This window comes from Bradyrhizobium cytisi, from assembly GCF_008123515.1.
In the GTDB taxonomy this organism is placed as follows: domain Bacteria; phylum Pseudomonadota; class Alphaproteobacteria; order Rhizobiales; family Xanthobacteraceae; genus Bradyrhizobium; species Bradyrhizobium cytisi.
The window spans coordinates 19,574-40,067 of sequence record NZ_VSSR01000071.1 but is presented as its reverse complement, the minus strand read 5'-3'; the positions used below and the strand labels follow the sequence as shown (position 1 = coordinate 40,067).

Annotated in this window: 17 protein-coding genes; 9 read left to right on the top strand and 8 right to left on the bottom strand. The window is 64.3% G+C overall.

The window, feature by feature from the left end; translation table 11 throughout:
- Nucleotides 1–19: 19 nt before the first annotated feature.
- The 7 genes from FXB38_RS34805 to FXB38_RS34775 all read right to left on the bottom strand — a co-directional run bounded on the left by FXB38_RS34805 (nucleotide 20) and on the right by FXB38_RS34775 (nucleotide 8,352).
- Complete coding sequence (locus tag FXB38_RS34805) at nucleotides 20–853, bottom strand: phosphoenolpyruvate hydrolase family protein (RefSeq protein ID WP_148755464.1); 834 nt, start codon at nucleotides 851–853, stop codon at nucleotides 20–22.
- A 3-nt stretch (nucleotides 854–856) separates the two neighbouring features.
- Entirely contained in the window at nucleotides 857–3,073 is a 2,217-nt protein-coding gene (locus FXB38_RS34800) for an ABC transporter permease (protein ID WP_148755463.1), read from the bottom strand.
- Nucleotides 3,066–3,848: an ABC transporter ATP-binding protein gene (locus FXB38_RS34795; RefSeq protein WP_148755462.1), complete on the bottom strand. Its 783-nt coding sequence runs from the start codon at nucleotides 3,846–3,848 to the stop codon at nucleotides 3,066–3,068. Before FXB38_RS34795 ends, FXB38_RS34800 begins: the two co-directional genes overlap by 8 nt.
- Nucleotides 3,841–4,929 carry a branched-chain amino acid ABC transporter permease gene (locus FXB38_RS34790; RefSeq protein ID WP_148755461.1) on the bottom strand — a complete coding sequence of 363 codons (1,089 nt, stop codon included), beginning with the start codon at nucleotides 4,927–4,929 and terminating at the stop codon, nucleotides 3,841–3,843. The genes FXB38_RS34795 and FXB38_RS34790 overlap by 8 nt, the downstream gene beginning before the upstream one ends.
- A gap of 1 nt (nucleotide 4,930) precedes the next feature.
- On the bottom strand, nucleotides 4,931–5,941 hold the full coding sequence (locus tag FXB38_RS34785) for a branched-chain amino acid ABC transporter permease (protein WP_148755460.1): 1,011 nt from the start codon (nucleotides 5,939–5,941) through the stop codon (nucleotides 4,931–4,933).
- Nucleotides 5,942–6,142: 201 nt separating this feature from the next.
- Nucleotides 6,143–6,970 (bottom strand): AraC family transcriptional regulator, encoded by an 828-nt coding sequence (locus tag FXB38_RS34780; protein WP_148755459.1) that lies wholly within the window; start codon nucleotides 6,968–6,970, stop codon nucleotides 6,143–6,145.
- A gap of 131 nt (nucleotides 6,971–7,101) precedes the next feature.
- Complete coding sequence (locus FXB38_RS34775) at nucleotides 7,102–8,352, bottom strand: ABC transporter substrate-binding protein (RefSeq protein ID WP_148755458.1); 1,251 nt, start codon at nucleotides 8,350–8,352, stop codon at nucleotides 7,102–7,104.
- 371 nt (nucleotides 8,353–8,723) lie between these two features.
- Between FXB38_RS34775 and FXB38_RS34770 the strand changes: the two genes are divergently transcribed.
- From FXB38_RS34770 to FXB38_RS34760, 3 genes are all read left to right on the top strand, one after another.
- A complete protein-coding gene (locus FXB38_RS34770) occupies nucleotides 8,724–10,304 on the top strand; it encodes a sugar ABC transporter ATP-binding protein (protein WP_246230363.1) in 1,581 nt (526 codons plus the stop codon).
- Entirely contained in the window at nucleotides 10,301–11,293 is a 993-nt protein-coding gene (locus tag FXB38_RS34765) for an ABC transporter permease (RefSeq protein ID WP_148755457.1), read from the top strand. The genes FXB38_RS34770 and FXB38_RS34765 overlap by 4 nt, the downstream gene beginning before the upstream one ends.
- Nucleotides 11,294–11,397: 104 nt before the next feature.
- On the top strand, nucleotides 11,398–12,552 hold the full coding sequence (locus tag FXB38_RS34760; RefSeq protein WP_148755456.1) for a substrate-binding domain-containing protein: 1,155 nt from the start codon (nucleotides 11,398–11,400) through the stop codon (nucleotides 12,550–12,552).
- Between the two features lie 80 nt (nucleotides 12,553–12,632).
- Here the strand turns inward: FXB38_RS34760 and FXB38_RS34755 are convergent, their stop codons facing one another.
- Nucleotides 12,633–13,427: a DeoR/GlpR family DNA-binding transcription regulator gene (locus FXB38_RS34755; RefSeq protein ID WP_148755455.1), complete on the bottom strand. Its 795-nt coding sequence runs from the start codon at nucleotides 13,425–13,427 to the stop codon at nucleotides 12,633–12,635.
- Nucleotides 13,428–13,657: 230 nt separating this feature from the next.
- Here FXB38_RS34755 and deoC point away from each other — a divergent pair, with 230 nt between their 5' ends.
- The 6 genes from deoC (at nucleotide 13,658) to FXB38_RS34725 (ending at nucleotide 20,462) form a co-directional block, all read left to right on the top strand.
- Nucleotides 13,658–14,686, top strand: coding sequence for a deoxyribose-phosphate aldolase (gene deoC / locus FXB38_RS34750; RefSeq protein WP_246230361.1), 1,029 nt, complete (start codon nucleotides 13,658–13,660; stop codon nucleotides 14,684–14,686).
- Between the two features lie 2 nt (nucleotides 14,687–14,688).
- A complete protein-coding gene (locus FXB38_RS34745; protein ID WP_148755453.1) occupies nucleotides 14,689–17,079 on the top strand; it encodes an aldehyde dehydrogenase family protein in 2,391 nt (796 codons plus the stop codon).
- An 81-nt stretch (nucleotides 17,080–17,160) separates the two neighbouring features.
- The gene (locus FXB38_RS34740) at nucleotides 17,161–17,616 is read left to right on the top strand and encodes an RbsD/FucU family protein (RefSeq protein WP_148755452.1); all 456 of its coding nucleotides are present in this window, start codon (nucleotides 17,161–17,163) and stop codon (nucleotides 17,614–17,616) included.
- A gap of 5 nt (nucleotides 17,617–17,621) precedes the next feature.
- Complete coding sequence (gene rbsK / locus FXB38_RS34735; protein WP_148755451.1) at nucleotides 17,622–18,545, top strand: ribokinase; 924 nt, start codon at nucleotides 17,622–17,624, stop codon at nucleotides 18,543–18,545.
- A 7-nt stretch (nucleotides 18,546–18,552) separates the two neighbouring features.
- Nucleotides 18,553–19,428 carry a carbohydrate ABC transporter permease gene (locus FXB38_RS34730; RefSeq protein ID WP_148755450.1) on the top strand — a complete coding sequence of 292 codons (876 nt, stop codon included), beginning with the start codon at nucleotides 18,553–18,555 and terminating at the stop codon, nucleotides 19,426–19,428.
- Entirely contained in the window at nucleotides 19,425–20,462 is a 1,038-nt protein-coding gene (locus FXB38_RS34725; RefSeq protein WP_148755449.1) for a carbohydrate ABC transporter permease, read from the top strand. Before FXB38_RS34730 ends, FXB38_RS34725 begins: the two co-directional genes overlap by 4 nt.
- Nucleotides 20,463–20,494: the final 32 nt, after the last annotated feature.

The window sequence follows — 20,494 nt, the reverse complement described above, 5'->3', positions numbered from 1 at the left end:
TCCCTCAATCTTACAGGCGTTATCGCGCGCCGATCGCCTTGAATTTGCGTACCTGCTCCGTCAACGCCCGCTCCACCGGCAGCCGCTCCATCGAGGAGGCACCGTAGAAGCCGTGGCAGTAGCGGGTGTTCTTCATGATGAAATCGGCATCCGCCGGATCCGCGATCGGGCCGCCATGGGCAAGCACGAGAATGTCCGGATTGACGCTGAGCGCGGCAGACGCCCAGGTGTCGATGCGCGCCGGGCAGTCCTTCAGCTTGGGTGCGGTCTGCGCGCCGATGGTGCCGCCGGTGGTGAGCCCGAGATGGCAGACGATGATGTCGGCGCCGGCGATCGCCATCGCGGCGGCTTCCTTCTCGCTGAAGACGTAAGGCGTCGTCAGCAGGTCCTTCTCGCGCGCCTTGGCGATCATGTCGATCTCCAGCGCGTAGGACATGCCGGTCTCTTCGAGATTGGCGCGGAAGACGCCGTCGATAAGGCCTACGGTCGGGAAGTTCTGCACGCCGGCAAAGCCGAGCGCCTTGAGCTGGTCGAGAAACACATCCATGTCGCGGAACGGATCGGTGCCGTTGACGCCGGCGAGCACCGGCGTCTTGCTGACCACAGGCAACACTTCGCCGGCCATCTCCAGCACGATGGCGTTGGCGTCGCCATAGGGCATCAGCCCGGCAAGCGAGCCGCGGCCGGCCATGCGGTAGCGGCCGGAATTGTAGATCACGATGAGATCGACGCCGCCGGCTTCCTCGCATTTGGCCGACAGGCCGGTGCCAGCGCCGCCGCCGACGATCGGCTCGCCGCGTTTCGCCATCTCGTGAAACCGTCTCAACAATGGTGCGCGTTCAAACCGGGCCATCGGTCACCTCGCTAGTCTCCGGCGTGCCCCGGCGCGGCCGAACAATGTTCGGAACGCAGCTGTGATGGTCGAGGCGAACTCGGGATCGTTGATGTTCTGCTTGACGCGGATCAGTTGGCGGTTGCCCGTCGAACGCACCGTGCGCTCCAGCGTGCGGAACAGGGCGGCGTCGGCCTCGCCATCCCAGAACGGCTGGCCGCGGGCATCGAGCGCGGAGACGCCCCCCTCGGGCAGGAAGAAACGCACCGGCCCGTCCATCTGGTTGAGCCGCTCGCCGATCCAGCGGCCCATGCGTTCGTTCTCCTCCACCGTCGTCCGCATTAGCGTTACCTGCGGATTGTGGACGTGGAATTTGCGGCCGCGATAGCGTTCGGGGATGGTGTCGGGCGCGCCGAAATTGACCATGTCGAGCGCGCCGACCGAGCCGATATAGGGCAGGCGGGTGCGGATGATCGCGCCGAAGCGATCCTCCGTCGCCGGAAATACGCCGCCCATCAGGAGGTCGCAGATTTCGGTGGTGGTGAGGTCGATCACGCCGGCGAGCTGGCTGGAGTCGACCAGCTTCTCCATCGAGCGGCCGCCGACGCCGGTGGCGTGGAAGACGAGGCATTCGAAATCCTCGCGCAGATCGGCCGCGATCTTCTGTACCGCCGGCGTCGTGACGCCGAACATGGTGATACCGACCGACGGCAGCGCGGCGCTGGCAGCCCGTTCCCTGTTCTCGCGCTGGTCGAGCCGCGCCTTGACCATGCCGGCGATGGCGTTGGCGCCGTTCGACAGCACCGCGCGCGAGATCGAGTTGAGGCCCTGCACGTCGGTGACCGAATGCATCATGGTGATGTCGGCGGGCCCCACATAAGGCCCGACGTCCCCGGAGGCGACCGAGGAGATGATCAGCTTCGGCACGCCGACGGGGAGGGTGCGCATGCCGGGTGCGACGAGAGATGCCGCACCCGAGCCGCCAGCGGAAATCACGCCGGCAACATTGCCCTGCCGCTTGATCCAATTGGCGAACGCGTCAGCCATCGCGGTGACTGCAGCACCGCGATCCGGGCCGAACACGGCCGAGCCGCCGCGACCGTGGTTCAGCGCGATCTCCTGGGCGGAGACATCGCAGGTTGCGTGCTTGCCGCTGGTGGAGACGTCGACCAGCCGCGTACGCAGGCCGCCTTCCACGATGATGTCGCGGATGAAGCGAAGTTCCGTGCCCTTGGTGTCGAGCGTGCCGACGACCAATACGACCGGAGGGCCGGAGGTCTGCGCCGTCACCGGCTCACGCTTGCGCCGCGCGGTCTCGTCGAGGCGGGGAACCTGCGTCGAGAGCGTGCGTGCGGCGGCCTCGATGCGCCCGATCGGGACCGGCTGCGACCACCGTGTCGGCGGCGTCGGATTGGAGATGTAGATCCGGATCGGTCCGCTGGCGCGCGTCGGTTGCGGGAGCGGCTTCGTTTCACTGCCGGCAGCCGGCACATCGATTTCGGGTTCGAGCTCGGCGTGCAGTCCGACGCCGAGCAGGCGCCGCTGCAGCTCGCGGTCGGCGGACAGCCGGCCAGAGTCGATGATGCGGTTGATGCGGCCGTTGACCATGATCGCGACATTGCGCGAGATCGCAGTCGCAACCCCAATGTTCTGCTCGATCACAAGCACGGACATGTCGCCGTCCTCGCCGAGCTGCTGCAGCATTTCCTCGACCTGGGCGACGATGACGGGCGCGAGCCCCTCGGTCGGCTCGTCCATGATCAGCAGCTGCGGATTTGTCAGCAGCGCGCGCGAGATTGCGAGCATCTGCTGCTCGCCACCGGAGAGCTGGCCGCCGCCATGATCCTTGCGTTCGGCGAGCCGCGGAAAGGTCTCGTAGATGCGTTCGACGGTCCAGGCACCGGACCGCATGCCGCCGGCGAGCCGCAGATGCTCGTCGACGCTGAGCGAGCGCCACAGCCGCCGGCCCTGCGGCACATAGCCGACGCCGAGCCGCGCGATATGCGCGGGTGGCCGCCGTGTGATGTCCTCGCCGCGGATTCGGATCGAGCCGCCGCTCACCTGCACCAGGCCCATGATCGCCTTGCACAGCGTGGTCTTGCCCATGCCGTTGCGGCCGACCACGGAAAAAACGCCGGCATCGAGCGAGAGGTCGACACCCTGCAGCGCGTGCGAATGGCCGTAATAGACGTCGAGGCCGCGGACCTCGAGCGCTGCGGGGGAGCGGCGGACCTCATTCATGGCCGCCTCCGAGATAAAGTTCCTGCACCTCGGGGTCGGACTGGATCTCCTCGGGCACGCCTTCCTTGAAGATGCGGCCGTTGTGCATCATCGTCACGCTCTCGACGACGCGCAGCGCCACGTCCATGTCGTGCTCGATGATGATGTAGCCGATATGCGCCGGCAGCGAGGTCAGGATCTCGACCAATTCGGCCCGCTCGGTCGGTGAGAGGCCGGCGGCGGGCTCGTCGAACAGCACGAACCGCGGGGCGCCCGCCAGCGCCAGCGCGATTTCGAGCTGGCGCTGCTGGCCGTGTGCGAGCTCGGCGACGCGCTGATCCTTCACCGCGGTGAGGTGCACGGCTTGCACCAGACTGTCAGCGGCCTGCATCAGCGCATCGGTCTGGCCCGGACGAAGGAACGAGAAGCGCCCGCGCGAGACGCCACGGCAGGCGAGATAGACGTTGTCCTGGACGGTGAGGCCGGGGAACAGCGCGGAGATCTGATAGGTCCGCCTCAGCCCGCGGCGGATGCGCTCATAGGGCGGGAAGTGCGTAACGTCCTCACCGAAGAAGCGGATCGTGCCCGATGTCGGCAGGAAGTCGCCGGTGATGCAGTTGAACAGTGTGGTCTTGCCGGCGCCGTTGGAGCCGAGCACGGCGCGCCGCTCGCCGGGGCGCACGGTGATGGTGACGTCGGTCAGCGCCGCCAGCGCGCCGAACAGCCGGGTGACGCCGCGCAGCTCGAGTGCTGCACCGGCACCGACCGCGGAGAGACGCCGGGCGACGCTATCCATGGCCGCGCCCTCCGCCCGGGTGATCTGACTGCGGACGTTGGCTCTGGCGCCAGCGTTGCCACAGGCCGATCACACCGTCTGACGACCAGAACACGATGGCGAGGAAGCCGAGGCCAATCAACAGCCGGAACCGGTTGCCGTCGAGCCCGATCCTGACCAGGAAATCGAGCGCAAACGTGCGCAGGAGGACGAAGACCAGTGCGCCGATATAGGGACCGATCGGCCGGGTAATGCCGCCGACGACGGCGATGATGAGAATGTCGATGCAGGCGCCGACGCTGACTGAGCCGGGCGAGATCTGGCGGTAGTTCCAGACCTGGAGCACGCCGGCAAGGCCTGCGATGAAGGACGCTACCGCATAGGCCGCGACGCGGTGCGCATTGACGTTGAAGCCGAGCGCTGCCATGCGGCGCGGATTGTCGCGCACGCCCTGCAACGCCAGGCCGAACGGTGCGCGAGAGATGTAGTCGACGGCGAAGTAGCAGATCGCGGCGACCGCGAGCACGACATAGTAGAAGGGAATATCCCGGCGCCAGTCGACGCCCCAGAAATGCGGCGTCGAGACATTGTTGATGCCGGTGTGGCCGTTGAAGATCGCCCAGTTCTGGTTGGTGAAGTAATAGAAAGCAGCGCCGATCGCGAGCGTGATCATGATGGTGTAGATGCCCTCGGTCCGCACCGCGAGGGCGCCGCCGAGCGTGCCGAAGATGGTCGCGAGCGTCAGCGCCATCGGCACCGCCAGCCACCACGGCCAGCCCAGGCTGATATTGGCATTGCCGCTGACGCCGAACACCGCGACCATGTAGGCGCAAAAGCCGGCGATGGTGAGCTGCATCAGGCTGACCATGCCGCCATAACCGGCCAAGAACATCAGGCTGAGCGCGATGGTGCCGAGGATCAGCGTCGTCGCAAAAATTTCGATCAGGAAGAAGCCGTTGGCGATCAGTGGCATGATCAGGAGGATGGCCGCCACGATCCAGACCGCGGGATTGTTGGCGTCGGGCCAGCTTCGCGCGGCCGGCCGCTGTGCCGCGGCGGCGGGGTTGTGGATCTGGACGCGAGCGTCGTGGGTGACGGACATGTCAGCGCCTCGCGAGCAGGCCCTGCGGCCGAAGCGCCAGCACCAGCACCATGATCAGGAACGTCACGACGATGGCGTAGGTCGGGATGTAGACCGAGCCGAGTTGCTCGGCGAGGCCGATGATCAGCGCGCCGAGCGCGGCACCCGGGATCGAGCCCATGCCGCCGACGATCACGACCACGAGGGACGCGAGCAGGAAACGGATGTCCTCGCCGGGGGAGAGTGACTGGAAGGTGCCGCCGACCACGCCCGCGATGCCGGCAAGCCCGGCACCGAGCGCGAAGACGAGCACGAAGACGATCTGGATGCGCACGCCGGTTGCGGCGAGGATGTCACGATCGTCGACGCCGGCGCGAATGATCATGCCGATCCGTGTGCGGTTGAGCGCGAGCCACATTGCGATGCCGATGATCACGGATGCCAGGAAGATCACAAGCCGCACCAGCGGATAGCGCAGGTAGACCGGTTCGCCCGAGGATTTCACTGCGGTGATCAGCGGCAGCTCAATCGGACCGATCAGCCAGTTCGGTGTCTGGACTTGATAGAAGTCGCCACCGCAGGCCCACAGCATGAGATCGGCGAACACGATCGAAAGCCCGATCGTCACCATGGTCTGGCGCAGATCCTGGCCCTCCATGCGGCGGAACACAAGGAGCTGAAGCAGGACGCCGACCAGCGCCGTCAGGATGAAGGCAACGATGAACGAAAGAATCCAGGAGCCGGTCGAGGCACTGATGGCGTAACCGACATAGCCGCCGAACAGGTAGAGCGAGCCATGGGCGAGGTTGACGTTGCGCATCAGGCCGAAGATCAGCGTGAAGCCGCTGGCGACGAGGAAATAGAGACCGCCGAGCGTGATGCCGTTGAAGAGCGCGTTGAGGAACACCCGTTTGCGGCCGATCGCCTCTTCAAGCCCCGGTGGCCATACCGCGAAGATCAGCCACAGCGCCACTGCGACAGCGATGATGATGATCAGCGCCCATGCAGGATGGCGCTCGACAAAGCGGGTCATGATCGCCGCTCCGTCGTCACGTCCCTCCAGCCCTCTGCTTTCAAGCGAGGCGAGGTCGCACGCAGACCGTTGGCGGCCGCAAGCCCTGCCATGAACGTACGCTCCCTATCGACCGCGATCCTCTTGTCGGGATCGCGTTCTGCATATCCTAGTGGGACGCACGGGAGCGCGTTTGATCGTGAGTATCTTTTCGCGTGCTCGTCAGCCGCGCAAAACCTTGGCCGCGCGGCGATAATCGGTCGGCGCCATCCCGACATTGGCGGCGAAGAAACGGGTGAAACCGCTCTGCGAGGAGAAGCCGAGATCGAAGCCGATATCGGCGATCGGCGCTTCGCTCGCCACCAGCGCCTCCAGCGCCTGCTCCATCATCAGCGTGTTGAGATAGAGGTGAGGGGTAACGCCGGTCTGGGTGCGGAACAGCCGGTAGAAATGGGGGCGCGACAGGCCGGATTCGCGCGCGATGGTGTCGAGCTCGATCTCGGCGCCGGGGCTCTCCGACATCATCTTGATGCATTTGCGCACGCGAAAATCGGTGACGGAGCCGCTCGCGCGTGGATCCCGCGTGAGCTCGGCCTGCTGCCAGCTTTCGTCGTAGCAGATGTCGATCAGGCTTCTCAGCTCGCCATCGAGGCTATTCAGCGAGGGTGCGCCGCACACAAGGGCGGCTGCGTGCCTGATATGCTTGTCCAGCGCAACCGACCGCGTGAGCTGGGTGCGGCCAAACCGCAGGCGGTCGGCGCCCGGCGCGTCGGGCGCGAACCACTCTGCATTGACATAGAGCACGAAGAACACGGCGCCGCCGTCGAGATCGGACGGCAGGAAATTATGCGGCTCCCATGGATTGACTGCGACCACGGAACCTTCGGTGAGCTCGTAGCGTCCATCGTTGACATCGATGCATGCGGGACGCCCCCCGACATGGAAGATCAAATGACCTTCGCGATGTGCGTGGATGTTGAAAGGGCGGTTCAACTGATAGACCGTCGCCCGGCCAAAGCGGCCGTGGAAGACGGCGAGCGCCCGGCTCATGCCTTCTCTCCCAGAAGCTCTCGTCTTTTTTTGATAGCGTTCAACAACCAAGGAGAGAATGCAAGGGCGCACGTATCGCGCACTTTGCAAATCTCTCCCCGGTCAGTCATGGCGTTGCTGATAAGACTACGTCAGTACTTCTTACATTCCGGTACCGTACGGCTTGGCAAACCGATCTTGGCGAACACGGCGGGGTCGTAGCCCAGCGTCTGGTTCACGTTCGGGATCACCTTCACGACCTTCGAGAACAGCGCGCCCTTGCCGTCGTCGACGACTTCGGTGACGAAGTTGGTGCCGATCGCCTGGCGGTTGGCGTCGAGCTTGATCTTGCCGTTGGGCGCATCGAGCTCGATCTTGGCCAGTGCAGCCTTGTACTTGGACTGGTTGTCGCTGAGATCGCCATTGACCTGACGCAACGCCAGGACCAGCGCCATGGTCGATCCGTAATAGTTGGTGGCGAGCAGCGACGGGCTCGGGAAGCGCTTGTTTGGCGGGAAGGCGTCCTGATAGTCCTTCACGAACTTCTGCCAACCCGGATCTTCCCAGGTGTCGGCCTGGCCGCTCGCGGCCAGCGTGCCGACCAGCGCGTTCTTGGCATTGCCCTTGGACGACAGGATGGTCTGATCGATCATGATCGACCCGCCCATTAGATGCGCCTTGCCGCCGGCCTGCTGGTACTGGTTGAGGAAGTTGACGGCGTCAGCGCCGCCGAGGCCGAGATAGATCGCATCGACGTCGTCGGGCAGGGCGGCGATGACCGAGGCAAAGTCCTTGGTGCCGAGCGGCACCCATTGCCGGTTGGTGACCTGTCCGCCGGCGCCGCAGAACTCCAGCACGAGGCCGAACACCTGGGTATAGATGAAGGAATAGTCCTCACCGACGGTCGCGATCTTGCGATACTTCTTCTCGTCATAGGCGTATTTGCCGAGGCCCACCTGCCACTGCGCGCCGTCCATATTGTAGCGGAAGAAGTTCGGGGCCGGATCGACATAGGTCGTTTCCTGGGCCCCGGAGGCCGCGTTGATGAAGGTCAGCTCGGGATGGGTCTTTGCAAAATTCTTGACCGCGATGCCCTCGTCGCCTGACAGCGGCGACAGCAGGATCTGCACCTTGTCCTGCTCGATCAGCTTTCGCACCGCACGGACCGCAGAGTCCGGCGTTGCGTCAGTCGAGGCGATGACGAATTCGAGCTCCTTGTCGCCAACCTTCTTGCCGAGCACGTTGAGCGCGGTCTGGAAGCCGCGGATGCCGTCCTCGCCGAGCACGGTATAGGTGCCTTCGAGCGTCGCGGTGACGCCGACCTTGATCTTCTCCTGCGCGAAGGCGGTGCCCGACAACAACAGGCTGCTCAACGCGATCAGTCCTAGACTGCCTTTCAACATTGCTCTCCTCCCTGGGGCGTTCTTGTCGTTGTTTTTCACTCGTTGTTTTTCACCGCATCCTCGCGCGTCCGCCGCGCGGTGCGACGTTTTGCAAGGCCAACGGTTCTTGAGGTGGAGGCTAACCGAACTCGGATGCGGCGCACGCGTCGGAGCCATGCGCGGCTTAACGGGCAGTCTCATTTTGAATGGTGCGTCGCAAATCGTTCCTCACCGCCCGAAGCCCGATCGGGGTGGCAGTCATTCAGTCGGCTTCAATACGCGATCTGCCATTGACAGGCAGCCCGAGGTGATAGAATTATAACAAGATAAGTTGTAAAAATAACAATATGTCACCATCGTACCAGCATCTCGCAGGGCGACGGGAGGAAGGTTTGGAATTGTCCGGTTCGGGTACGGCAGAGCCAGGGACGTCGACCTCGCTTTTGATGGTCAGTGCCATCAACAAGCGTTTTGGCGGCGTGCGAGCGCTGCGCGACGTCAACCTCGAGGTTCGCGCCGGCGAAGTGCACGCGCTGCTGGGCGAGAATGGCGCGGGAAAATCCACGCTGATCAAGATCCTCAGCGGTGTTCATGCCCTCGACAGCGGCACGATCGAGATCGCCGGCAGGCCGGTGGAATTCGACAGCCCGGCGAAGTCGCGCGAGGCGGGGATCGCCGTCGTCTATCAGGACCTCAGCCTCGTCGAATCCTTGAGTGTCGCGGATAATCTGTTGCTCGGCCGTGAGCCGCGTGCGCGTTTCGGCTTCGTCCGGCAGCGCGCGCTGATGGCCAGGGCCGAGGCGTTCCTGAACGAGCTCGGCATTCCCCTGGATACGAGAGCGACTGTCGGCTCGCTGCCTTTCGCCTATCGCCAGATGACGGAGATCGCCAAGGCCCTGATGGGCGAGGTTCGGCTTCTGATCCTCGATGAGCCGACCTCTTCGCTGACATCGGATGAGGTCCGGATCCTGTTCGATGCGATCGGGAAGGCAACGCGTCGTGGAGTCGGCGTGATCTATGTGACCCATCGGCTCAACGAGGTCTTCGAGATCTCGCAGCGCGTGACTGTGCTCCGCGATGGCGCTAACGCCGGCACGTTCGTCACCGCCGAGACCGACATGAAGCGGCTGGTGAACGCGATCGTCGGAGCCGATCGATCGACACCCACTGGCCCGCGCACCGAACCCGCCGCGAAGCGTGAATTGGATCCGTTGCCGGTCTTGTCGCTGTCGGATGTGTCTAACGACCGGCTTCGCGCTGTCGATCTGTCCGTGCTGAAGGGCGAGATCCACGGCCTCGCCGGATTGATCGGCAGCGGACGCACGGAGATTCTGGAGACAGTGTTCGGCCTCCGGCCGCTCGAGAGCGGCGCAATCGAGATCGAGGGCCGGCGATGGCTGCCGGGAGGACCTGCCGATGCGATAGAGCAGGGCATCGCGCTGGTGCCGGAAGACCGGCACGTGCAGGGTCTGGTCCTGGACCATTCGATCGAACGAAATGTCACTTTGCCGCGGATTTCCCATTTCTCGCGCTGGGGCTGGATGCAGCAACGCGCCGCTGCCAGGCGGGCCGAAACCGCGGTCGCCAGGCTTTCGGTGAAAGCGCCGGGCGCGTTCAGCCTGGTCAGGACACTCTCCGGCGGCAACCAGCAAAAGGTCGTGTTCGGAAAATGGAATGATCCGCGGCCGCGCGTGCTGCTCCTGGACGAACCGACGGTCGGCGTCGACGTGGGCGCACGCGAGGAGATCTATGCCGTGATCCGGAATGCCGTCCGCGACGGCAGCGGGGTCCTGGTCGTCTCGTCCGATCTCGTCGAGTTGATCGAGCTCTGCGACCGCATCTCCGTGATCGTCAACGGGCATGTGGCTCGTACGCTTTCGCGCGGCGAGATCGATGATGCCGAAGAGCTGCATCATCTCCTCCAGATCTACCAGGCCTCCGGGCCAGGCCACTTGCAAGAGCTTCCCGCATGACAGAACTGACTGCTCCCAACGTGGTCGCCTCGTCGACCCGATCCGATCGCCGCCGCAAGATTCTCCAGAATCTGCTGCGGGGCGAGCGGCCGTACATGCTGTACATCGCCTTCGTGATCCTGCTGGTCGTGTTCAGCCTGTCCTCGCCCTGGTTCCTCTCGGTCGACAATTTCCTGAATATCGGGCGCCAGACCACGCTGGTGTCGATCATCGCGGTCGGCATGACCTTCATTATCATCGCGCGCCAGATCGATCTGTCGGTTGCCTCGACATTGGCGCTATCAGGCATGGCGGCCGCTCTCGCGATGAGCCAGATCAACAACAGCTGGATCGTGGGCGCCGTGGCCGGGCTCGGCACCGGTGCGCTGGTCGGGCTGCTCAATGGCATCCTGACCACGCAGCTATCGATCCCGTCGTTCCTGGTGACGCTGGGCTCGCTGAGCATGGCGCGGGGACTGGCGATGATGGTGACCAACACCAAGCCGGTGATCATCACCAACGAGACTTATTTTGCGATCTTTGGGGAAGGTACGTTCCTCGGCATACCGGTTCCGATCGCCTGGACGTTGGCGGCGATGATCATCGGCATCCTGCTGCTGCACTACAACGTGTTCGGCCGGCGCATCTATGCGGTCGGCGGCAATCCGACCGCGGCGCTCTATTCCGGCATCAACACCAAACGGATCACGACTTCGGCCTTTGTCCTGACCGGCACGCTGGCCGGATTAGCGGCGCTGGTGCTGTCGGCGCGTTCACACGCCGCGCGGCCAGATGTCGTGCAGGGCATGGAGCTCGACGTCATCGCCGCGGTGATCCTCGGGGGCTGCAGCCTGTTCGGCGGGCGCGGCTACATCCTGGGAACGCTGTTCGGCAGCTTGATCATTGGCACGCTCAACAACGGCCTTGTTCTGCTCGGCGTGAGCTCGCCGATGCAGCTCGTGATCAAGGGCGCGATCATCGTGGCCGCGGTTGCTTTCACGAAACGCTAGTCGAAGTCAGGCGCGGCGCATGAGCCACAAGTTCATCGCGCTGCGTGGGTAGGGGCAAGGTCGCTGGCCCTCTGGTGAATCGGCGACCAAAAATGGAGGAAACAATGAAACCAATCTTGCGACAGACCTTGCCTTTGACTGTGTTGATGGCCGCTGCGGCAGCCGTCTCGATTGTCCCCTCGGCCCGCGCCGAAGTGCCCGCGACCTGCGTCAAGGGCGTCGATCTCGCAACGCTCGGGCCGAAATCGATCGTCGGCCAGGGCCCCCATGGCGAGAAGGCGGCTTCCCCCGAGGTGCTTGCGCTGTCGGAGGCCGACGCCGCCAAGGTCAAGGAGAAGCACTTCAAGGTCGGCATCTCCATGCAGACGGTCAACCTCGACTGGTCGCAGCTGCAGATCCAGGGCATCACCGATACGCTGAAGAAGTACGGCGTGACGGTGACGGGTGTCGCATCCGCCGAATATCAGGTGGACAAGCAGATCGCTGATATCGAGAACACCATACAGCAGCATCCTGACGGCATCATTTCGATCCCGGTCGATTTCACCGCGACCGCGCCGACCTACAAGAAGATCGCCAAAGCCGGCATCAAGCTCGTGCTGATGGACAGCATCCCGACCGGCCTGAAGCATCCCGAGGAATATGCGACGATGGTCTCGGCCGATAGCCAGGGCAACGGCCAGATCGCGGCACAGATCCTGGCGTCCTGCGTGGCGCAGAGCGGCACCATCGGTCTCGTCAATTTCGGCGTCGATTATTTCAGCACCAACGAGCGCACCAAGGGCGTGCGGGAGTGGATGAAAGCAAACCGGCCCGACATCAAGATGAAGCAGGTCGATTTCACCGATCCGCCGAAGGTCTCGCAGATCGCCGGCGACTTCCTGACCGGCAATCCCGACGTCAAAGGACTGTACGCGGTGTGGGATCAACCGGCGCTCGACACGTTGAGCTCGATGCGGGCCCAGGGCATCGACATTCCCATGACGACGGTCGACCTCGGCCTGCAATCGGCCATCGAGATCGCCAAGGGCGGGCCGCTGAAGGCGACCGGCTCTCAGCGTCCCTACGACCAGGGTGTCGCCGAGGCGATGGCGATGATGAACGCGCTGCTGGGTAAGGAAACGCCTGGCTGGATCGGTGTGCAGTCGCTGCCGGTGACGCAGTCGAATGTGCTGGAGTCCTACAAGACCGTGTTCAAGAAAGATCCGCCGGCCGAGCTGGCGGATGCCTGCAACAAGGCGAAGCCTGCCTGCAACTGAGCCTGTCATACAATGCGTGGTCCCGCTGGACCACGCATTGTTCGGCGGACCTCATCCTGGCGAACCAGCTCACGCCCGGATCAGGCTGCGCTGGTGACGTATTCGACCGGATGGCTGCGGAAGTGCTTGCGCGTGTCTGCCGGCACGGAGCCGCCGACGATGATCCGCGAGAACGAGCTGACGTCGGCGAAGAACGCGGGCTTGAGGCTGCCGAGCTTGCTGGCGTCGACCACGAGGATGCTCTCCATCGCGGTCGCGATGACGGCCTGCTTGATGGCGACTTCGTGGAAATTCGAGCAGCTGGCGCCGCGGGTCCAGTGCAGGCCGCCGGCCGAGACGAAAGCCTTGTTGACCCCGAGCCGCCGCAGATAGGACAGGCCGTCATCTGACGAGAACGACTGCGACGACGGATGGTAGAGCCCGCCCATCAACATCACCTGCGTCGCTGCACGGTGGGTGACGATCGAGGCGACGTTCAGCGAATAGCAGATCACCGAGAGAGGCATGTCCTCGGGCAGGCAATCCGCGAGCGACTGCATCGTGGTGCCGCAGTCGATGAAGATGGTATCACCTTCCTTGATCGAGGCGGCTGCGGATCGGCAGGCGAGGAGCTTGTCCTGCGTATGCTGGTCGATTTCCTGCTCGAATGTGTACTTGATCCCGGTCGGCGACGCCGCGTTGACGACGTAACCGCCGAGCAGGGCGAGCACCGCCTCGGGCCCGGCTAGGTCGCGCCTGACCGTCATCTCCGACACCTTCAGCAGTCCTGCGGCGTCCTTCAGATGCAGTGCGCCGCTCGTCTCGACGGCGCGGCGGAGCCGCTGCAGCCGCTGGACGCGGGTCTCGCTGGGGCGTGCGGTCGGCGTTTCAGTCATTTTCGTCACCGAGCTTGCTTATCCGGTTGACAATGATCTTACAATGATGTGAGTTTAGCAACGCCATTTTGTTACAATAATAACATCTGGCCCGAAGGGTGTTGCCGCTGTCCGCGATGGCAGGCAGCAGAAGCTCCAGCGGGCAAGGGATGGGAGGATCGCATGTCGCAATCGGCACATTCAGTCTATCTGCCGTTTCAGCCGATTCGCTAGCATCGCACGGCGTACCGATGGCGCAGGGCGTCTTGATATCAAATCCATCCGCGGTGCCGGCGCAGCCCCATGCGCGGGATCACAATCGTCCGCATCCGATCGCGCGCAACAGCGGCCGCGCCCTCGAGATGGACTGGGTCGATGAGATCAGGATCAATCTGTCCGCCGCCGAGCGCCGGGTTGCCAGCCTGCCGGGCCGACGCACCGTCAAGAAGGACGCGCAGGCGGCATGGTTGCTCAAGGCGATCACCTGCATCGACCTGACGACGCTCAACGGCGACGATACGACTGAGCGGGTGAAGCGCCTCTGCGCCAAGGCGAGGGCGCCGATACGAAGCGACCTTCTCGAGGCACTCGGCTTTGCCGGGCGCGGGCTGCACACGGGCGCGATCTGCGTCTATCACCGCTTCGTCGCAACCGCGGTCGAAGCGCTCGAGGGGTATGACATTCCGGTTGCTGCGGTCTCGACCGGATTCCCTGCTGGCCTCGTGCCCCATGATCTGAAGCTCAAGGAGATCGAGGCGTCCGTCAGGGACGGGGCGCATGAGATCGACATCGTCATCACGCGTGAGCATGTGCTGACCGGAGACTGGCGCGCTCTTTACGCCGAGGTCCGGGATTTCCGCGCCGCCTGCGGCGATGCGCATCTGAAGACGATCCTGGCAACGGGCGATCTCAAAACGCTGCGCAACGTCGCCAAGGCGTCGATGGTCTGCATGATGGCGGGCGCCGACTTCATCAAGACCTCCACCGGCAAGGAGGGCGTCAATGCCACGTTGCCGGTGACGCTCGCGATGCTGCGCATGATCAGGGTCTATGAGGAGCGCACCGGCTTCAAGATCGGCTTCAAGCCGGCCGGCGGAATCTCGACGGCGAAGGACGTGCTCAACTACCAGTTCCTGATGAAGGAGGAGTTGGGACGCGATTGGCTCGAGCCGGATCTGTTCCGCGTCGGCGCCTCGAGCCTGCTCGCCGACATCGAGCGTCAGCTTGAGCATCACGTCACCGGCCGCTACTCGGCCTTCAACCGTCATCCCGTGGGCTGAGCATGAGTATCGCACATTACTACGAGACCATGGATTATGGTCCTGCCCCCGAGGCGGACGGCGAGGCGCGCGCCTGGCTGAAGCGGCACGAGGCGACGTTTGGGCATTTCATTGCCGGCAAATTCGCAGCTCCAGCGTCGGGCAAGCATCTGACGACGATCGAGCCGGCCACCGGCAAGACGCTGGCCAGGATCGCGCAAGGCATCGCTGCGGATGTCGAGGCTGCCGTCGGCGCCGCGCGATCGGCGCAGTCGTCATGGGCAAAGCTCGGTGGTCACGGTCGTGCCCGTCATCTCTATGCGCTGGCGCGCATGCTGCAGCGTCACGCTCGCCTGTTCGCGGTGCTGGAAGCGATCGACAATGGCAAGCCGATCAGGGAAACCCGCGATCTCGACGTGCCACTCGCCGCGCGCCACTTCCTGTATCACGCCGGCTGGGCGCAGTTGCAGGAGCGCGAATTCGTCGACCATGTCCCGGTCGGTGTGGTCGGCCAGATCATCCCCTGGAACTTTCCGCTGCTGATGCTGGCCTGGAAGATCGCGCCCGCGCTGGCGACCGGCAATACCGTGGTGCTGAAACCGGCAGAATTCACGTCACTCACCGCGCTGCTGTTCGCCGAGCTCGCGGCGGAAGCCGGCCTGCCGCCCGGCGTGTTGAATGTGGTGACGGGCGATGGCGCCACCGGCGCGTTGCTCGTCGAAAATCCCGGTGTCGACAAGATCGCCTTCACCGGATCGACCGAGGTCGGGCGGTTGATCCGTCAGTCGACCGCCGGGAGCGGCAAATCGCTGACGCTCGAGCTTGGCGGCAAGTCGCCATTCATCGTGTTCGACGACGCCGACCTCGATGGCGCCGTGGAAGGCGTGGTCGACGCGATCTGGTTCAACCAGGGCCAGGTCTGCTGCGCCGGATCGCGGCTGCTGTTGCAGGAGGGCATTGCAGAGACATTCCGCAAGCGCCTGATCCGCCGCATGGAGACGCTGCGCGTGGGTCCGCCGCTCGACAAGGCGATCGACATGGGCGCGGTGGTCGCACCAGTGCAGCTCGAGCGGATCAAGGCGCTGGTCGAAACGGGAGTGAAGGAGGGCGCCGAGAAGTATCAGGCGCCGGGACCGATCCCCGCCGAGGGATGCTTCTATCCCCCGACCTTGCTCTGGAACGTGCATCCGTCATCGACCGTGGCGATCGAGGAGATCTTTGGCCCGGTGCTGGTCGCGATGACGTTCCGGACGCCGGACGAGGCGGTGATGCTCGCCAACAACACGCGCTATGGCCTTGCCGCCAGCGTGTGGAGCGAGACCATCGGCCTGGCGCTCGATATCGCGCCAAAACTTCAGGCCGGCGTGGTCTGGGTCAATGCGACCAATTTGTTTGATGCCAGCGTCGGCTTCGGCGGCTATCGCGAGTCCGGCTTCGGCCGCGAGGGTGGCCGGGAAGGCCTCTACGAATATCTCAAGCCGAAGGCCTGGAGCGGGCGGAAGGCGCGGGCGAAGGTGCCGCCGCCATCCCCGGCGGCTCCTGCCGACGGCGCCGGATTTGGCACGCCGTCGATCGATCGGACCGCCAAGCTGTTTGTCGGCGGCAAGCAGGTCCGTCCTGACGGAAATTATTCGCGCGCAGTGCTGTCGCCGAAGGGGCGGCAGCTCGGCGAAGCCGGCGAGGGCAATCGCAAGGATATCCGTAACGCCGTGGCCGCCGCGCGCTCGGCCGAAGGGTGGGCGCGGGCGACGACGCATAATCGCGCCCAAATCCTCTACTATCTTGCCGAGAATCTGTCCGCGCGCGGCGACGAGTTCGCCAAGCGCATCGGTGATATGACCGGCGTTTCGCCCGCAAAGGCGCGCGCGGAGGTCGAGGCGAGTATCGAGCGGCTGTTCAGCTATGGGGCGTGGGCCGATAAATACGAGGGGACGATCCATGCGCCGCCGTTGCGCGGCGTGGCGCTGGCCATGCACGAGCCGATCGGCGTGGTCGGGGTGGCCTGTCCGGACGAGGCCCCGTTGCTGGGCTTCATCAGCCTGGTGGCACCGTTGATCGCGATGGGCAACCGTGTCGTCGCCGTTCCGAGCGAGCGGCATCCGCTTGCAGCGACCGATTTCTACCAGGTGCTGGAGACGTCGGACGTGCCGTCAGGCGTGGTGAATATCGTCACCGGCGAGCGCGATGTGCTGGCAAAGGTCCTTGCCGAGCATGACGACGTCGATGCGCTCTGGGTGTTCGGCTCGCAAGAGGCCTCGACGGCCGCCGAGCGGCTGTCGGTCGGCAACCTCAAGCGCACGCTGGTCGACCACGGGCTGGCGCTCGATTGGTACGACCGGGCGGCGAGCGAAGGTCCGATCCTGCTCCGTCATGCGGTGCAGGTGAAGAACATCTGGATTCCCTACGGGGACTGAAGACGTCACCTTGCGGTGATACTGGTTGGCATCCGAACCATCAGAGTTCGGGCGATTTTGACGACAAGGGAGGGACGCAACATGCTCAAGGGCATCAATCCACTGCTCAATGCCGACGTGCTCTATGCCTTGCGCGCGATGGGGCACGGAGACCGCCTCGTGGTGTGCGATACCAATTTTCCTGCTGACTCGATCGCACGCCAGACCGTGTTCGGCGAGCTGCTTCGCATCGACAACGTCAGCACGGCAAAGGCGATCGAAGCCATCCTCTCGGTGCTGCCGCTCGATACGTTCGTCGACGATGCCGCGATCCGCATGGAGATCGTCGGCCAGCCCCAGGAGGTGCCGCCGGTGCAGCGCGAGGTGCAGGCCGCGATCGACCGCGCCGAGGGACGCTCCTGGCCGCTGGTCGGGGTCGAGCGCCATGCCTTCTATGAAAGGGCCAAGACGGCCTATTGCGTGATCGCCACCGGTGAGCGGCGCTTCTACGGCTGCTTCCTGTTCTCCAAGGGCGTCATCGCGCCGGACGAAGAGTGACGACCATGAGCAAGACTGGCGTCGCAGTGCTCGGCATCTTCGTTGTCGATCTGGCCTTTCGGGCCGGCAGCATGCCTGCGATCGGCGAGACGATCGCAGGCTCGGGATTTGCCATGGGACCAGGCGGCAAGGGATCGAACCAGGCCGTGGCCGCTGCGCGCGCGGGCGCGGACGTGACCTTCATCTCCCGGATTGGCCGCGACGCCTTCGGCGATCTTGCCATCAAGACGTGGGAGGCCGAGGGAATTCGCCCGTGCGTGGCCAGGACTGCGGAGGCGCCAACCGGCGCCGCCTTCATCTATGTCCACGAGACACGCGGCGACAACGCCATCATCGTGGTGAGCGGAGCGGCCGACGGTCTCAGCCCTGCCGACGTCGACGCGGCCGCGGATGCGATCCGCACCAGCCGCGTCTTCGTGACCCAGCTCGAGCAACCGGTCGCCGCCGCGCAGCGCGGCCTCGAGATCGCGCGCGCTGCGGGCAGCGTCACCGTGTTCAACCCGGCACCCGCGGGCGCATTCGACGACAGCCTGTTTGCATTGTGCGACTACGTCGTTCCCAACGAGACCGAGGCGGAAGCGCTGACGGGGATCGCGGTGAGCGATCTCGACGGCGCCCGCCGCGCCGGAGACGCGTTGCTGGCCAAGGGAGCGGGGACCGCGCTGATCACGCTCGGTGAACGCGGGGCGCTGTTTCACGGGCGAGATCGCTCGCTGCACGTGCCCCCGTTCGCCGCCGGCAAGGTGGTCGAAACCGCGGGCGCGGGCGATGCATTCGTCGGCGGCTTCGCAGCAGCGCTTGCGGGCGGCGCCGATCCACTGGAAGCGGCGCGGTTCGGGTCGGCCACGGCGGGGATTTCCGTGACGCGTGCGGGGACTGCGCCTGCCATGCCGCGGCGTGCCGAGATTGAAGCCCTGTTGAAGCGATGATCTGCTCATGATGCGGAACGATCCGATCAAGCATGTCTTCATCTGGCCGGCGGTGCTCGTCGTGCTGGCGATCTCGATCTTTCCGCTGATCTATTCGTTCACCACGAGCTTCCTCAGCTATCGCCTGATTCCCCCGATCCCGCCGCGCGTCGTGTGGCTCGGAAATTATGTTTCGCTCTTGCAAGAGCCGCGCTTCTGGAATGCGATCTTCACGACGACGATGATCGCGTTCATCGCGGTCGGTTTGCAGTACGTAATCGGGTTTGGCGTTGCGCTCGCGCTGAACGCGCGCATTCCGGGCGAACGGCTGTTTCGCGTGGCCTTGCTGCTGCCCATGCTGCTGGCCCCGGTTGCCGTCGCGCTCGTTGCCCGAATGATCTTCAATCCGACCATGGGGCCGCTCAACCAGCTTTTGTCCATGTTCGGACTGGCGAACCTGCCGTTCCTCACCAACGGACATTGGGCGCTCGCCTGCATCATTGCGGTTGAGATCTGGCAGTGGACGCCGTTCATCATCCTGATGATGCTGGCTGGCCTGCAAACACTCCCTGAAGATGTCTACGAGGCGGCCGAGCTCGAGAATGCCAGCGCCTGGCAGCAATTCTGGGGCATCACGTTCCCGATGATGCTGCCGATCTCCGCTGCGGTCGTCTTCATCCGCCTGATCGAGAGCTACAAGATCATGGACACCGTGTTCGTGATGACGGGCGGTGGACCCGGCGTGGACACCGAGACCTTGACCTTGTTCGCCTATCAAGAGGGCTTCAAGAAGTTCAATCTCGGCTACACGTCGGCACTCAGCTTCCTGTTCCTGATCGCGATCACGATCATCGGCGTGACCTATCTGGCGCTGCTGCGGCCGCATCTGGAGAAGCGCCGATGAGCGGGCAGGGCCTGACCGGACTGTCGAGCTGGAGTCGCCGCCTGGTCACGGCCGGCGTGCTCGTCTGGTGCCTGATCACGGCGTTTCCGCTCTATTGGGTGGTGGTGACGGCGTTCAAGACCCCGCCGGGCGTGGTCGGCGGCCCGACCTATATTCCGTTCGTCGACTTCACGCCGACCCTGCAGCCCTTCATCGATCTCTACCAGGGTATCCGTGGCGAGTTCTTCCGAACCTTCCTGAACTCGACAATCGTCGGAATGTCGGCGGCAGCGATCGCGACCGCAGTCGGCGCAATGGCGGCCTATGCACTGGTGCGGTTCGAATTCAGGGTGCGCTTCGGCGCCGGCCTGATCTTCTTCCTGCTCGCGCTCGGCGGCTATCTGCTGTTCAACAATTCGTTCGGATTCACCCGCCCGCAGGCGCTGCTGCTGGCGTTCCCGATCGCGCTTGCCGCTGCAATCCTGGCCAACCGCCTGCCGCTGCCGGGGCCGATCCTCGGCAATGAGGACATCCTGTTCTGGTTTGTCAGCCAGCGCATGTTTCCGCCGATCGTCACGGCTTTCGCGCTGTATCTGCTCTACAGCGAAATCGGCCGGCTCGGCTTCCAGCTCATCGATAGCTATGTCGGCCTGACGCTGTGCTATGTCGCGTTCTCGCTGCCGATCGTGGTCTGGCTGATGCGTGACTTCTTCGAGGCCATTCCGATCGAGGTCGAAGAAGCCGCGATGGTCGACAATGTGCCGAGCTGGCGCATCTTCCTCGGCATCGTGGTGCCGATGTCGATGAACGGGCTGCTGGCGACTTTCATGATCACGCTCGCCTTCGTCTGGAACGAGTTCCTGTTCGCGCTGTTCCTGACCAATTCCAGATGGCAGACGCTGCCTATCCTGGTGGCGGGACAAAACAGCCAGCGCGGCGACGAATGGTGGGCGATCTCGGCCGCGGCGCTCGTCGCCATCATTCCGATGATGATCATGGCGGGTCTGCTCAGTCGCATGATGCGGTCGGGCCTGCTGCTCGGAGCGATCAAATAGCAAAAACTTATGTAGGGAGGACTGGACGATGT

What these genes read in the sequence shown, in the direction of transcription:
- FXB38_RS34805 (WP_148755464.1), bottom strand. Translation starts at nt 853, where the DNA reads ATGGCCCGGTTTGAACGCGCACCATTGTTGAGACGGTTTCACGAGATG.
- FXB38_RS34800 (WP_148755463.1), bottom strand. Translation starts at nt 3,073, where the DNA reads ATGAATGAGGTCCGCCGCTCCCCCGCAGCGCTCGAGGTCCGCGGCCTC.
- FXB38_RS34795 (WP_148755462.1), bottom strand. Translation starts at nt 3,848, where the DNA reads ATGGATAGCGTCGCCCGGCGTCTCTCCGCGGTCGGTGCCGGTGCAGCA.
- FXB38_RS34790 (WP_148755461.1), bottom strand. Translation starts at nt 4,929, where the DNA reads ATGTCCGTCACCCACGACGCTCGCGTCCAGATCCACAACCCCGCCGCC.
- FXB38_RS34785 (WP_148755460.1), bottom strand. Translation starts at nt 5,941, where the DNA reads ATGACCCGCTTTGTCGAGCGCCATCCTGCATGGGCGCTGATCATCATC.
- FXB38_RS34780 (WP_148755459.1), bottom strand. Translation starts at nt 6,970, where the DNA reads ATGAGCCGGGCGCTCGCCGTCTTCCACGGCCGCTTTGGCCGGGCGACG.
- FXB38_RS34775 (WP_148755458.1), bottom strand. Translation starts at nt 8,352, where the DNA reads ATGTTGAAAGGCAGTCTAGGACTGATCGCGTTGAGCAGCCTGTTGTTG.
- FXB38_RS34765 (WP_148755457.1), top strand. Translation starts at nt 10,301, where the DNA reads ATGACAGAACTGACTGCTCCCAACGTGGTCGCCTCGTCGACCCGATCC.
- FXB38_RS34760 (WP_148755456.1), top strand. Translation starts at nt 11,398, where the DNA reads ATGAAACCAATCTTGCGACAGACCTTGCCTTTGACTGTGTTGATGGCC.
- FXB38_RS34755 (WP_148755455.1), bottom strand. Translation starts at nt 13,427, where the DNA reads ATGACTGAAACGCCGACCGCACGCCCCAGCGAGACCCGCGTCCAGCGG.
- deoC (WP_246230361.1), top strand. Translation starts at nt 13,658, where the DNA reads ATGGCGCAGGGCGTCTTGATATCAAATCCATCCGCGGTGCCGGCGCAG.
- FXB38_RS34745 (WP_148755453.1), top strand. Translation starts at nt 14,689, where the DNA reads ATGAGTATCGCACATTACTACGAGACCATGGATTATGGTCCTGCCCCC.
- FXB38_RS34740 (WP_148755452.1), top strand. Translation starts at nt 17,161, where the DNA reads ATGCTCAAGGGCATCAATCCACTGCTCAATGCCGACGTGCTCTATGCC.
- rbsK (WP_148755451.1), top strand. Translation starts at nt 17,622, where the DNA reads ATGAGCAAGACTGGCGTCGCAGTGCTCGGCATCTTCGTTGTCGATCTG.
- FXB38_RS34730 (WP_148755450.1), top strand. Translation starts at nt 18,553, where the DNA reads ATGATGCGGAACGATCCGATCAAGCATGTCTTCATCTGGCCGGCGGTG.
- FXB38_RS34725 (WP_148755449.1), top strand. Translation starts at nt 19,425, where the DNA reads ATGAGCGGGCAGGGCCTGACCGGACTGTCGAGCTGGAGTCGCCGCCTG.